General features: G+C 70.4%; 13 protein-coding genes. 3 read left to right on the top strand and 10 right to left on the bottom strand.

Annotated elements, in window-relative coordinates:
* Positions 1–8: 8 nt before the first annotated feature.
* The 5 genes from ACN28I_RS24845 to ACN28I_RS24825 form a co-directional block, all read right to left on the bottom strand.
* Positions 9–1697, bottom strand: coding sequence for an amidohydrolase (locus tag ACN28I_RS24845; protein WP_420944423.1), 1689 nt, complete (start codon positions 1695–1697; stop codon positions 9–11).
* Between the two features lie 90 nt (positions 1698–1787).
* A complete protein-coding gene (locus tag ACN28I_RS24840; RefSeq protein ID WP_420944422.1) occupies positions 1788–3647 on the bottom strand; it encodes a M56 family metallopeptidase in 1860 nt (619 codons plus the stop codon).
* Positions 3644–4030, bottom strand: a complete 387-nt coding sequence (locus ACN28I_RS24835; protein ID WP_420944421.1) for a BlaI/MecI/CopY family transcriptional regulator — start codon at positions 4028–4030, stop codon at positions 3644–3646. Before ACN28I_RS24835 ends, ACN28I_RS24840 begins: the two co-directional genes overlap by 4 nt.
* 121 nt (positions 4031–4151) lie before the next feature.
* The gene (locus tag ACN28I_RS24830) at positions 4152–5873 is read right to left on the bottom strand and encodes a hypothetical protein (RefSeq protein ID WP_420944420.1); all 1722 of its coding nucleotides are present in this window, start codon (positions 5871–5873) and stop codon (positions 4152–4154) included.
* Between the two features lie 151 nt (positions 5874–6024).
* Positions 6025–6792, bottom strand: coding sequence for a rhomboid family intramembrane serine protease (locus ACN28I_RS24825; protein ID WP_420944419.1), 768 nt, complete (start codon positions 6790–6792; stop codon positions 6025–6027).
* A 126-nt stretch (positions 6793–6918) separates the two neighbouring features.
* Here ACN28I_RS24825 and ACN28I_RS24820 point away from each other — a divergent pair, with 126 nt between their 5' ends.
* Complete coding sequence (locus ACN28I_RS24820; RefSeq protein ID WP_420944418.1) at positions 6919–7872, top strand: alpha/beta fold hydrolase; 954 nt, start codon at positions 6919–6921, stop codon at positions 7870–7872.
* Positions 7873–7885: 13 nt separating this feature from the next.
* Here ACN28I_RS24820 and ACN28I_RS24815 read toward each other — a convergent pair whose 3' ends face one another.
* Positions 7886–8407 (bottom strand): YkgJ family cysteine cluster protein, encoded by a 522-nt coding sequence (locus ACN28I_RS24815; RefSeq protein ID WP_420944417.1) that lies wholly within the window; start codon positions 8405–8407, stop codon positions 7886–7888.
* 187 nt (positions 8408–8594) lie between these two features.
* Between ACN28I_RS24815 and ACN28I_RS24810 the strand changes: the two genes are divergently transcribed.
* Entirely contained in the window at positions 8595–9110 is a 516-nt protein-coding gene (locus ACN28I_RS24810; RefSeq protein WP_420944416.1) for a hypothetical protein, read from the top strand.
* An 18-nt stretch (positions 9111–9128) separates the two neighbouring features.
* Here the strand turns inward: ACN28I_RS24810 and rnz are convergent, their stop codons facing one another.
* Positions 9129–10052, bottom strand: a complete 924-nt coding sequence (gene rnz, locus ACN28I_RS24805; RefSeq protein ID WP_420944415.1) for a ribonuclease Z — start codon at positions 10050–10052, stop codon at positions 9129–9131.
* 133 nt (positions 10053–10185) lie between these two features.
* On the opposite strand from rnz, the gene ACN28I_RS24800 reads away from it, so the two are divergent.
* A complete protein-coding gene (locus tag ACN28I_RS24800) occupies positions 10186–10878 on the top strand; it encodes a DUF2293 domain-containing protein (RefSeq protein ID WP_420944414.1) in 693 nt (230 codons plus the stop codon).
* A gap of 19 nt (positions 10879–10897) precedes the next feature.
* Here ACN28I_RS24800 and ACN28I_RS24795 read toward each other — a convergent pair whose 3' ends face one another.
* From ACN28I_RS24795 to ACN28I_RS24785, 3 genes are read right to left on the bottom strand one after another with little or no spacing between them, the layout of a single operon-like run.
* Positions 10898–11668: an Imm49 family immunity protein gene (locus ACN28I_RS24795; protein ID WP_420944413.1), complete on the bottom strand. Its 771-nt coding sequence runs from the start codon at positions 11666–11668 to the stop codon at positions 10898–10900.
* On the bottom strand, positions 11665–12738 hold the full coding sequence (locus ACN28I_RS24790; protein ID WP_420944412.1) for a hypothetical protein: 1074 nt from the start codon (positions 12736–12738) through the stop codon (positions 11665–11667). Before ACN28I_RS24790 ends, ACN28I_RS24795 begins: the two co-directional genes overlap by 4 nt.
* 46 nt (positions 12739–12784) lie before the next feature.
* Positions 12785–13372 (bottom strand): hypothetical protein, encoded by a 588-nt coding sequence (locus ACN28I_RS24785; protein ID WP_420944411.1) that lies wholly within the window; start codon positions 13370–13372, stop codon positions 12785–12787.
* Positions 13373–13380: the final 8 nt, after the last annotated feature.

Here is a 13380-nt window from a genome sequence, read left to right as displayed (position 1 = left end):
CCGGGGGCTCAGCGGGCCGCGTGGATCTCGGCGCCGGCCACCACGGTGAGCTTCACCTGGGCCGTGAGCAGCTCGGCCGGGGGTGCATCCACCGGGTCCACCGAGAACGCGACGAAGTCCGCGTCCATGCCCGGCTTCAGCCGGCCCCGCTCGTTCTCCGCGAAGGCCGCCTGGGCCGCGCCCACCGTGAAGGCCTCCAGGGTCTCCTCGCCGCTCAGCCGCTGCGCGGGGTACCACCCGCCCGGGGGCTGGCCCTCGGCGTCCTGCCGCGTGCGCGCCGCGTACAGCCCGAGCAGCACGTCCGGACGCTCCACCGGGAAGTCACTGCCGAACGCCAGCGGCGCCCCCGCCTCCTTCAGCTTGCGCCACGCGTACGCGCCCTGGATGCGCTCGGGCCCCACGCGCGCTTCCGCCCACGGCATGTCGCTCGTCGCGTGCGTGGGCTGCATGCTCGCCACGAAGCCGTTCTTTCCCATCCGGACGATGTCTTCCTGCCGCATCACCTGCGCGTGCTCCACCCGGTGCCGCAGGTGGCGCGTCCCCGTGGCCTCGGCCTGGCGCAGCAGCGTGTCCAGCACCAGCGTGTTCGCCCGGTCTCCAATCGCGTGCGTGGACACCTGGAAGCCGCGCTCCATGAAGGCCTTCACCCGCGCCTCGTAGTCCTCGGGCGAGAGCACCAGCAGCCCGCGGTGGCCCGGCTCGTCGCTGTACGGCGCGTGCAGCGCCGCGCCCCGGCTCCCCAGCGCCCCGTCCACGAGCAGCTTCACCGAGCGCAGCGTCAGCATCCGGCCCTGGAAGGGGCCCTCTTTCAGGTACGTCTCGCGGTCCGCTCCCTGGCCCTCGGCCATCACGTAGACGCGCAGCGGCAGCCGGCCCTCCTTGTCCCAGCGCTGCAGCAGCCGGAAGGTGCGCAGGTCCATGCCCGCGTCGTGCACGCCCGTCAGCCCCACCTCCGCGCAGCGCGCGAGCGCCGCGGCGAGCCGCGCCTCCAACTGCGCGTCCGTGGGCGGCGGAATCACCGCCCCCACCAGGTTCATCGCGTTGTCCACGAGGATGCCCGTGGGCTCACCGTCGGGGCCGCGCAGGATGCGGCCTCCCTCCGGGTCCGGCGTGTCCTTCGTAATCTTCGCGCGCCGCAGGGCCTCGCCATTCACCCACATCGCGTGGCCGTCGATGCGATCGAGCACCACGGGCGTGTTCGGATACTTCGCGTCCAGCTCCGCCCGGCCGGGGAAGCTCTTCTCGGGCCAGTCGTTCTGATCCCACCCCTGGCCGAGCAGCCAGTCCCCCTGCCGGGCCGTGGCGGGAGCGGAGGCCACGCGTGACAGCACCTCGTCACGCGAGGCCGTGCCCTGCAACTGCACCCCGGCGAGACTGGCGCCGAGGCCCGACAGGTGCCCGTGTGCATCGGTGAGGCCGGGCACCACCGTCGCGTCTCCCAGGTCCACCACCCGCGCGTCCGCTCCCGCCGCGGCGAGCACCTCGTCCCGGGTGCCCACCGCGAGCACCTTCCCCGCGCGCACGGAGAGCGCTTCGGCCATGGGCCGCTCCGCATCGAGCGTCCGCACGCGCCGCGCCACATACACGGTGGTGGTGGAAGAAGAAGGGGTCTGCTGCGCCTCCGGAGCACGCCGGGCACAACCGGCCACGCTCACGACGAGGAGCACCGCGCCAAGGAGAGACTTCATGCCGTGCATCGCACACCTTTCGGACTGCCCCGGTTGCCGGGGTCGGTGGCGGCGCACTCTGGCGCACTCGCGCGCGAGTGGGAAAATTCGTGAGACGGGTTAGCGCTTCACCGGCTCGGCGACTCCCTTCCGCACCGCGTCATCCAGCAGGGCGAGCGCCTTCTTCCGGGCCTCGTGGTGGGCCTTCTCCATCTGCTCGCCGAGCGCCTCCATCTGCCGGCCCAGCTCGTCCATGGGCGCGCTGTACTTCTCCATCTCGCGGCCCAGTTCCTCCATGGGCGCGCTGTACTTGTCCATCTCGCGGCCGATCTCATCCATCTGCCGGCCAAGCTCATCCATCTGCTTGTCGAGGGCTTCCTCCTCGCGCTCCAGTTGCGCGAGCTGCCGGGCGAGCTCCGGGGACTCCTTGCCGTGCTCCTGCTCGTAACGGTCCTGCGCGCGCGAGAGCTCCGCCTCCTTCCGCGCGAGCTCCCCCATCTTCGAGCCGAACTCGCCCATCCTCCCGCCGAGCTCGCCCATCCTCCCGCCGAGCTCGCCCTGCTCGCCGCCGAGCTCGCCCTGCTTGCCGCCGAGTTCACTCATCTTGCCGCCGAGCTCACCCAACTTGTCGCCAATCTCCGACTGCTTCTCGCCGATCGCCTTCACGGGGGCGAAGGCGCTCTCGAAGGCCTTCAGCGTCGCCGCGTCCCGGATGAGGTACTCCTGCTCATCCCGGCGCATATAGAGGACGGGCCACGTCCCATTGCCCGCCAGGGAGCGGGCCCGCCGCAGGTCCCGCATCGAGCCGGACATCGTCGAGTCGTTGTTGGGGCCGCTCAGGAGGACATAGGCGAACATGTCGTCGTCCATCTCCTCGTGGAGGTTCCCCTGGGGTGCGCTCGGGGCCGCTTGCGCCACGACGACGGCCTGGGGCGCGGCGGGGGCTTCCCGGGCCACCACCTGGAAGGGCACGAGCGCCACCACGGCGAAGCCTCCCAGGGTCCAGCGAATCCAACGATGGCGGTGCTTCGAATCGGTACCGGCGTGTTCCAGCATGGCGATCCTCCGTTTCAGGGCTGCGAGATGTGACGAGGCACCGGGCACCGCCGCGGCAGCCGGAGCGCGGGCGACACCAAAGACGAGAAGGAGCCGCCCGTACTCGTGGGGCTCGGCACCGGTGGCCTGGAGCGCGGCGGCATCACAGGCCTCCTCCCGGGCGAGCGCGTACTCCTGGCACGCCCGCCGCACGAGTGGATGGAAGAAGAGCGCCACCCGCGCGAGCGCCGGCACCCAGCCGAGCCACAGGTCTCCGCGCCGCACGTGGGCGAGCTCGTGCGCCAGGGCCATGCGCTGCTCCAGGGGCGACAGGGTCTCCAGTGCGCGGCGCGGGAGGATGATCTCCGGGCGCAGCAGGCCGAGCGCGAGCGGGCTCGGCGCATGCTCGGAGACGAGCAACGGGGGAAGGCGTGCGAGGCCCAGCTCGCGTCCAAGCTCCTCCGCGGCCTGGTGCAGCGAGGCATCCTCCACGGGCCGGGCCTCCCGCCGGATGCGGCGAAGCTGCACGAGCCCCCGGAGCAGCTCGCGGCCCTGCCACCCGAGGCCTCCGAGCCACAGCACCAGGGCGCCCAGCAACAGGGGCCGCCAGTCCGTGCGCGCCCCGGTGGGCTCCGCTGCGTGCACCACCGGAGTGGGCTCGCCGGGGGCCACGGGGGGAGCCCCCGTCCTCACGAGGGCCACGGGCGCCACGGGCGCGGGCAGCAGGGGCAGGCGCACCGGGCTGAGCGCGCACAGGCCCACCAGGCACTTGAGGGCCACGAACCACCACAGGGTGGTGCGCACGGACGCGGGCAGCTTCGGCATCAGCCGCGTGAGCGCCCACACGGCCAACGCGCAGAGCGCTCCCTGCCACGTCACCTGCCACAGCGTCCGCAGCACCCCCAGCCCGTGCTCCATCACCGCATGCGGCTCCAGGGCGCTCATTCCTCCCCCTCCTTCTTCGACTTGAGCCGGGCGACGGCCTCCTCCAACTGCCGCAGCTCCTCGTCACTGACCTCGTCGGCCTGGGACAGCCACGTGGCGAAGGGCGACAGCGAGCCCGCCAACGACTTCTGCACGAAGTCCCCCACCACGCCCCGCAGCAGCTCCGCCAACGGCACGCTCGAGCTGTACTGGTAGACGCCCTCCACCTTGCGCCGCGTGAGGTGCCCCTTGGTGCGCAGCCGCTCCATCACCGTGAGGATGGTGGAGCGCGCCAGCCCCTGCGGCTCGCCGAACTTCTCCGCCACCTCGCCCACGGTGGCGGGGCCGTGCTCGGCCACCCAGCGCAGCACCACCAACTCCTGCTCTCCCACCGGCTTCTTCATGCCCCTCACCCGCGTGACTACAAGTGTCGTCACGAAGCAAGGTAGCGGTGACTACGGTTGTAGTCAAGCCGGGCCGGGGGGAGGTGTTCTGTCCCGGAGGAGGGGGAAGCCGCTCAGCCGCTCAGCCGCGCTCGAGCACGAGCTGCGTCCAGTCCGCGCCCAGGCGCAGGCGGGGCACGGTGACGGTGCCATCCGCGGCGGCGGTGACGGTGCCGCTGGCCTTTCCGAAGGTCCAGCGGATGCGCTCGCCGGGCAGGCAGCGGAAGCGCTGCACGCGCCGGGGCGTCACGTCCACCACGGGCGAGTCGGTGACGCCGGGGCCGATCACCGCGCGCAGCGGCAGCGCGAAGCGCCTGTGCGTGTCCACGAGGTGGCGGGTGTCCCAGCGCAGCGAGCGGTTGAGCATGCCCGCCACGTCTCCATCCCAGCCCGTGTCTCCGGCCACCTTCGGGTCTCCCGCGTAGCCGGAGTCGTTGCGCCAGGGCTGGCGCCCGTTGCCGCCGGTGCCGGGGTTTCCATCCCACGAGGAGCGGCTGAAGGCGGGGAAGGCCAGGTCGCGCCGCAGCAGCGTCTGCGCGTCCGCGCGCGGATTCCAGCCCCGGTCCCACCAGCGAGGGCCCAGCCACGGGTCCGTCTCCACGTGTCCGCCCTCGTCCCAGACGGCGACGTGGCCGATGTGCTGGGCCTGGAGCATTTCGTAGAAGGACACGCCGGTGAGGCTGCTGGGCCCCACCACGGAGCCGAAGTGGATGATGGGGTCGTCCTTGCCGTGCTCCAGGAAGAGGAACTGCGAGCGGGCGCCGGGCTCGTCGCGCAGGGCGCGCGTCAGGTCCAGCCGGCTCCACACGCCCAGGCCGTCCGCGTCCGGCAGCTCCTCCTCGGGCATGCCCCACAGCGAGGAGAGCTGCGCCAGCCGCCAGGGACGGTGGGCCCGCGCCACCGGCTGCGCGTGTTTGGCGAACACCCCCGCGAAGTGCCGCGACTCCAGCAGGCCGAGCGCCAGCGCGCCCGCGCCGCCCATGGAGTCTCCCTCCACGAAGACGCGCTCGGGGTCCGCGCCCGGGTGGCTGCGCAGCACCCACTCCAGCAGCGCCAGCACCCGGCGCGCGGTGTACGGCGGCACGGCGCTCGCCAGCGACTGGCTCCGCGGCAGGCTCTCGGCGTAACCCCACCAGTACGTGAGGTCCGGATCACTCGGCTCGATGACGAAGCGGTCCGGGGACACCTGCGGCTGGGGCGGCCAGTTGCCCACGCCGTGCAGCCGCACCGTCACCGGCATGGGGTAGCCGGCCGAGGCCGCCAGCGGCACCGACACCACCGCGGGGAAGGTGCGCCCGGCGTACCCGGGGCTGTCCAGCCACTCGTCCGTGGGCTGCTCCACCGTCAGCCGCAGCGTGCCGTGCAGCTCCTCGCTCTGGATGATGCGCGGCTCGGGCGGGCGCACGGTGTCGCGCACGGCGATCGTCATCCGCGCCTCGGCCGTGCCCTGGCTGTCCCGCGCGGTGAACCGCACCTCGTGGCGCCACCCGCCCTGGATGAAGTCCGGCTGGAAGGTGAGCGTGCGAGCGGCCTCATCCCAGTGCGCGCCCGGCGGCAGCCCGTCGGCGAAGACGCGGGCGAGCCCCCTCGCTCCCTCCACCTGCACCGTGACGCGCAGCGCCTCCTCCTCGTTCACCGTCTGGAGCGGAGGCACACGCAGCGTGAGCCCTTGGGGAAGCAAGGGATCCGTCTCGGACTGCGCGGACGCGCCCCGGGGCGAGTCCAGCAGCATCATGGCCAGCAGCCCCAGCACGAAGGCCGGGGGCCGCGGAATGCAAGACCGGAACTGCCGCCCCCAACGCATCGTGCCACACCCTCATGAGCGGCTTCCGAGGGAAGCGAGTCCCCCGGGCCGCGGTTCGAAGCCCCATCGCGTCATGGAGCAAACCTCATGCCCCTGACGCGCCCGCCAACCGACGCCCGAGCGCGGCTCTTCCCGACGCCGCTTTGAATAATCACGGGTGGTCTGGATGCAGCCGGTGCCGCCATCCGGTGCGTTGGGAGGTGAGCGCCCGGTTCTCGAAGAGTTTGATCAACACCACCCCCGCGATGAAGCCACCCACGTGGGCCCACACCGCGACCCCTCCCTGGGACTCGAGCTGGTTGAGCTGGGGCAGGCCGGTGAGGATCTGCACGCCGAACCACCACAGCAGCACCGCCCAGGCGGGCAGGGGGATGATGCGGATGATGATGAAGATGATGAAGAGCATGTTCACCCGCACGCGCGGGTAGAGGATGAGATAGGCGCCCATGATGCCGGAGATGGCGCCCGAGGCTCCCACCATGGGGATGGGCGAGCCGGGGTCCATCACCACCTGCGCCGCCGCGGCTGCCAGGCCGCACACCAGGTAGAAGATGAGGAAGCGCAGCCGGCCCATGCTGTCCTCGACGTTGTTGCCGAACACCCAGAAGAAGAGGCAGTTGCCCAGGATGTGACCCCAGCTCCCGTGGAGGAACATGGAGGTGACGGGCGTGAAACGGTTGATGGCCTCATTGTCGACCACGCAGGCGAGGCCCTGCCCCAGGGGGACCCGGAGGCCCAGGGGCGCCAGTCCGGTGAGCTCTCCCGGGACGAGCCCGAGGTTGCACACGCTGGAGACGAGGGCGAGCGAGTTCAGGCCCGCGCCCTGCACGAAGACCCAGGTGGCGCCGATCGCTGCGAGCAGCAGGTAGGTGACGACCGGGGTGCGGAGTGTGGGGTTGTCGTCGCTGAGGGGAATCATCGGGGGCTCCATGATGTCCACGGCGAAGCGGTGGGGGAGGGGAAATCACGTCACGCGTGTATGGCGCCTGACGTCCGGCCCCGGGGCCGCTTCCTCGCGGAGGGGGAGGACCCTAGCTCTGTGCGCATGAATCCCATCGTTCCTCGCTCCATTCCGTTGCCGGGTCTGCGCATGCAGGTGCTGGAGGCAGGCCCCGCCGATGGGCCGCTGGTGCTCCTGCTCCACGGTTTCCCCGAGCTGTCCGAGAGCTGGCGCGAGGTGCTGCCCCGGCTGGCCGAGGCGGGCTTCCGCGCCGTCGCGCCGGACCTGCGCGGCTATGGCGGCACGGACCGGCCCGAGGAGGGGTATGACCTCGACACGCTGGCCAAGGACATCGTCCAACTGGCGCGCCACCTCCAGCCGGACAGGCCCGTGTACCTCGTGGGCCACGACTGGGGCGGGCTCATCGCCTACCACGTGGCGGCCATGTACCCGGAGGTGGTGGAGCGGCTGGCCGTCATCAATGCGCCGCATCCGGAGCGGATGGCACGGGAAATCTGGAAGCCCGGGCAGCTCGTGCGCTCCTGGTACATCTTCTTCTTCCAGCTTCCCTTCCTGCCCGAGTTCCTGCTCTCCGCGCGGGGTGGGGCCGTGGTGTCGCGGCTGTTGCGGCGGGCGATGGTGGACCCGGAGCGGGTGCCCCCGGGCAAGCTGGCCGAGTACGAAGCCAACTTCTCCAGCCGCGAGGCGGCGCGCGCGGCCATCGACTACTACCGCATGATGTTCCGCCGCACCGTGGACCCGCGCCGCCTGCGCGAGTCGAGGCCCTACCCGCGCATCCGCGCGCCCTTCCTGCTCATCTGGGGCGAGAAGGACGCCGCCCTGCGCAAGCAGCTCACCCAGGGACTGGAGCCGTACTTCGAACGGAAGCCCGAGGTGCACTACCTGCCCGAGGAGGGCCACTTCGTGCCCCTGGAGGCGCCGGAGAAGGTGGCGGCGCATCTCATCGGGCACTTCTGCGCGGGGCGGGCCATGACGGACGAGCAGGCGCGCTGGCGCAGGGGCGTGGAGTCCCACGAGGAGCCGCGGCCCCCGGCGTGAGACGGACTTCGGCTCACTCGTCGAGGTGGAGCTTGCGCACCAGCTCCGCGTACTTCTCCGGCGGGAGGTGGGCCTTGAGCAGGGCCTGCCTCATCTGCTCGCCCTTCTTGTACGAGGCCGAGTAGCCGCACTCGGGGAAGAACTCCGGCAGGGCCTCGTAGACGAGGTTGCGCGGGTAGTCCCGGCACATGCCCGGGCGGCTGCCGTAGGAGTCGCACTGCTTCGTCACCGGGTCGTAGTGGGTGCAGCGGAAGACGAAGAGCTTGAGCCGCCGGTCATCGCTCACGAACTCGAAGCCGTTGACGACGCGGTGCCACGTCAGGGTGAGCCAGCGCAGCGAGCGCAGGAAGAAGACGGGCCGGCTCACGGGGATGACGGGCGTCTCGCAGCACCGGCCGCAGCCATTGCAGGAGCCCTTGAGCCGGTAGCGCGGCTCGCCCCGGGCCCTCAGCACCAGGCGGGTGAGCCACAGGTCGATGGTGTAGCGCACCAGCGCTACCCGTTTGATGGCACGGCGGAGGGGCCCGTCCTTCATGGGGTGGGGAGTCTATCCGGACTCCGCGCCTCCACGGCTCCCCGGGCGGTTTCCAGGCAAGCTGCTGGGTTTCAGGCCCGCTGCATGCTGTCGTCACCCGGAAAGTGTTCACCTCGGGTGACTTGGCGCGAGCGGGGGCCCGTGCTTCAAATCCACTCCTCATTTTCAACTCGTGGGGGAGAACCAAATGAAGCCGTCGAATCGCTCGCCGTGGTCCCTGTCACTGGTGCTGCTCGCCGTCACCACGCTCGCCACCGGCTGCACGGCCAGCCGCCGCGAGGTCTACATCCAGGACAAGGCGGCCCAGCACGTCTACCGCAAGCCCATCGCCGAGGTGTGGCCGCAGGTGCGGATGCTGCTCAAGGAGAAGGAGCTGCCGCTGCGCGAGGCCCAGGGCGGCTATGAGATCAGCACCGACTGGCAGATGGTCGGCGCGCCCTCGACGCTGGGCACCAACTACGTGCGCTACCTGGTGCGCGGCAAGCAGCCGACTCCGGCCATGAGCTCGGTGGAGATCTTCAAGCAGAACCGCACCGAGTCCGGCCCGGGCCCGATGGACGCGCAGACCGGCCAGCGCCGTGAGATTGGCACGGACACCACCAACATGGTGCGCGACATGGAGATGGAGTGGGAGCTGATGCAGCGCATCGACCCCGAGGGGGCCAAGGCGCTGCGCGAGGAGGCCGAGAAGACCATCAAGTAGTGCGAGCGCCCCGCGCGCTCAGTCGCGCAGGGGCAGCTCCACGGTGAGCCCGTCGTAGGCCACTTCGACGGGCCCCTTGAACTCCTCGCGCGCCTGGACGAGCAGCCGCGAGGGGTCGGTGTCGTGACGGCTGGACAGGTGCGTGAGGATGAGCCGCCTGGCGCCCGCGTCCCGCGCCACCTGGGCCGCCTCGCGCGCCGTCGAGTGCCGCGTCTCGTGCGCGCGCGCCTGCTCGTCGTCGGAGAAGGTGGACTCGTGGATGAGCAGATCCGCGTCCTTCGCCGCGCGCACCATGGACTGGCAGGGGCGGGTGTCGCCGGAGATGACCAGCCGCCGCCCGGGCCGCGTGTCTCCCACCACCTCGTCGGGACGGATGGTACGGCCGTCCGGCAGCGTCACCGTCTCGCCCCGCTGGAGCTGGCCGTAGATGGGGCCCGACGGAATCCCCATCGCCTTCGCCTTCTCCAGGTTGAACTTGCCCGGGCGCTCGTCCTCCTGCAGCACGTAGCCGAGCGCGTTGATGCGATGGTCCACCCCCACCGCCTGCACCGTGTAGCCGCGCCGCTCCACCTTGTCGCCGTCGCGCAGCTCGTGGAACTCCACGGGGAAGGCCAGCGTCTCCACGCCCAGGTGCACCGCCTGATTCAGCAACCGCCGCGCCGGGGGCGGGCCGTAGAGCTGCACCGGCGTGTCCCTGCCCATCATTCCGAGCGTGCGCAGGAAGCCGATGATTCCCAGGTAGTGGTCCGCGTGGAAGTGGGTGAAGAAGACGGCATCCACGGTGAAGCCGGTGCCGAAGCGCACCATCTGCCGCTGACTGCCCTCGCCACAGTCGAAGAGCAGGAGATCCGCATCCGCCTTCACCGCGAGCCCGGACAGGTTGCGGTGCAGCGTCGGCTGTGCGGCCGAGGTGCCGAGGAAGGTAAGCCTGAGAATGGACATGCCGGCGCTGCCCACGATTGAAGACCCTCCCGCGCCGCGTCCGAGCGCGTGCGACATGTCCCATGTACCAGAGGTTGACGCGCGGGCGCTTCCCCCTCTGACTCCGCATGCGGTATAGGCGCCAGCCCCCGACATGAGCGACTCCCTCACCGTCTCCCCCACGAGTGACCCGCGCCGCGTGCGCGCGGCCGATGGCTCCATCCTCTCCGTGCCCCCGGGCTGGGCCCTGCTGCCCCCGGGTGATGCGGGACTCACGCGCCGGGTGAAGGCCGCCGGCCCCAGTTGGACGGTGGTGGAGAAGAAGGGCCGCAAAATCTTCTCACAGGGTGTATGGGCGCCTGAGACCCACATCACCGCTGCCCGGGCCGCCCTGGAGTCCGAGCGCGCCACCCCCGCCTATGCGAAGCGCCGCGAGGCGGATGTGCGCCGCCGCGAGCGCGAGCAGGCCGAATACGAGGTGGATTTCGCCAACGCCGTGCTGCGCTTCCTCTGCTTCGCGCCCGTTTTCATGCCCCAGGCGAAGAAGCTGGCCGTGGCGGTGTCGGCCCATGCCACCCCCGTGGGCAGCGGCACCGTGGCCCGCACCGAGCGCATCCCCCTGGAGCGCCGCGCCGAGGCCGCCGTCATCGCCTGGATGCGGCACCAGACGACGGCCTACGACAACCTCTCCATCGCCCGGGTGAAGGGCGCCCGCCGCGAGGTGCGCCGCGAGCTGGCCGAGGTGTCCCGCGCGGTGTTGGACCTGCACCGCCGCGACGTGCCCCACGCCCCGGCCGCGTGCCCCCTGTGCACCGCCCTGGGGCGGCTCGGCGCGCCGGCTCCGTAACCCATGTGTTCTCAAGTGGTCAGTCGTCGGTCTTCCATGCGTCCGGCGGCGCCGTAGGGGCTTGGTGGCAGCGTGCCACTCCGGGAAGGCTCGGATGTTCACCCGGCATTCGCAGGCCCATGCGCTCCGCCAGAACGCCCAGTGCGAGCCCCTCCACGCAGACCTTCGCATCGGTGGCCCAGGTCTCCTGGGTCAGGCGTCCCCGCTCGCGCAGATGGGCGTACCTCCGGGATTGCGCCGACACCATCCGTTGAAGTGCTTCCTGGAAGCGCTCCTCCTCACGCTCGAGCAGGGCCTGGCACACCTCGAGCCGCGGCTCCTCGGAGCCCTGGAGGACCGCCTCGAAGCGCTCGAGGGTCTGGCGCGCTTCTTGCTGAGGCTGGTCTAGCAGGCAGTAGTCCATGAGGAAGCGGACATAGAGGAAGTCCTCTTCATACTCGCTGTCCGCCCGTCGTGACTGGGGAGCACGGGTGGCCAGTTCCCGGGCGCCCTCCAGGTCGAACGCCGCCAAGGCATCGAAGAATGGCGCCGCGCGGCTGAGCGCTAAGGGCCACGCACCATCCGCTGGAGCGCCGAGCGCCAGGAATGCCCTGCCGCTGCGGTATAGGTGGGACTGGAACGTCTCGGTGTCACACAGCAGCAGGAGCGAGCCGATGCCGATGAGCCGGTGGTTGTGGCAGAAGGTGAGGAGTTCCTGAGGACTGCCTCCGCCCTGGAGCAGCCGGAGCAGGAGCTTCTGGTTGCCGTAGCGGGCGTTGCTCACGAAGACGGGGAGGAACTTGTTGCTCATGCCTGGCCTCCCGGTGCGTGGACGCGGATGGCACCCACCTCCCCGTGCTCCGCGCTGGACACAATCAACGCCTGCTCTCCCATGGCGTACTTCCGGGCGAAGGCGCGCGTGGCCATGCAGACTCCCACGGCGCCGCTGGCCGCCCCCACGTCTCCGAGTGACGTGCAGGGCAGTAGCAGCCGTGTCCTCTCTCCTAGCCGGTCTCGCAATCGTACCTGGACGAAGCCCCAGGCCCGGGCGCGCCATTCCTCTCCATTCAGGTCGGAGATCAGGTCTCCCGCGAAACCTCCAGCCGGCGTCTGGGGCAGTACCTGCTCGAGGGCTTGTGTCAGTATCTCCCCCGTACCCGGCTGTCCCGCCATGCGCGAGCCCTTCTCACTGCCGGTGGCCACCGCTTCGATAGTCGCGAGCACTGGGGCTCCCCGCTGGCGGGCAACCTGTGGGAGCTCCACGAGAAGGCAGGCGGCGGACTCTCCTGGCTTCAGCCCCACGGGCCGGTCCGGCGTCTTCAGCCGCCCGTGCATCTGAAGCCACTCCAGGCTGGTTTCATCCAGGTAGGAGTCCATGGAGAGGACCACGAGCCGCTCGACATGCCGCGCGGTGAGGAGCTGCTGCGCGAGCTGAAGGGCTGCGGCGGTGCCTGCGTGGCCGGCGTGGACGAAATGGACGGCTCTGCGTGGCCAGTCCAGGCCCAGGAGTTGGCCCAGGCGCTCCAACCAGGAGGACTTCATGAGGTCGGACCCGAAGTCCTGGACCTCCAAGTAGCGCGCCGGGTCCAGGTGCGGCAGGACGAAGAGCCAACCCGTCTGGCTCCAGAATCGGACGTCGGAAGTCGGAGGCAGATGGGCCGTCTCCCTCAAGTCCGCCATGGAGGCCTGGGCCAGTTGCAACCACCTCCCGAGCGGCCCGAAGCCGTCGGTCAGCCCGGGGATGGGGTGGCCCATGAGCGGCACGGGTCCCAGTAACTCCCGGTCGGTCACGTAGACATCGTGCAGGGGTTGAGGGCGGGTGAGCCCCGCGCGGATGGCGGCACAGGAGGACACGACGCCCCAGCCCAGGCTCGACACCATCCCCAGTCCTGTCAATACCAGCGGTATACGAGGGCTCCAGAGGAAGCTACGCGCTGGTCGAGAACTCGAGCGGCTTGAGATAGACGTTGGTGAAGCCCTTGTCCTTCAGTGCCTGTGCCAGGGGTTCCGAGACGATGTAGACCGAGGGCTCCTCCTTGGGCCGCAAGAGGGGCGGGAGGTTGGCGCTCTTCTTCGGGTCGAGTACGTAGCGGGCGACGTGGATGACGCCGCCCTCCGGGCCAATCTTCACTCCGCTAGCGGCCGGGTCCAGGCAGTCGTGGGTACCGATGGGGTTGATGAAGAAGTAGTCCCGGCTGTAGAGGCGCTTACGGTGGTCGTACAGATCGAAGGGGAGGTACTCCACTTCGACACCCTGGCAGTGCGCCGCGATGAGCTCCTTCATTTCAGAGTGGACGATGAGGTAGCTGTTTGTATTGCCCAACAGGGAGGACAGCTTGATGCCGGGGTGGTCCTCCCGCAGGGAGACCTTCGCTTCCTTCGGGTAGAAGCGGCGGGCGCTGTCGCCAAAAGCCATGCAGTAGCTGCGCAGCTCCATATCTTCGGGAGGCCCATCGGTCAGGCCGAGCTCCGAGTCGTTCAGATTGCCGAGGGTTTCCAGTTCAAAGAATCGCACGGTCGGTC

Origin of the sequence: Archangium gephyra (assembly GCF_049060025.1) — a bacterium.
In the GTDB taxonomy this organism is placed as follows: Bacteria; Myxococcota; Myxococcia; order Myxococcales; family Myxococcaceae; genus Archangium; species Archangium gephyra_A.
Note: the sequence above shows the minus strand (reverse complement) of the source record. Positions and strands in the feature narration are given on the sequence as shown.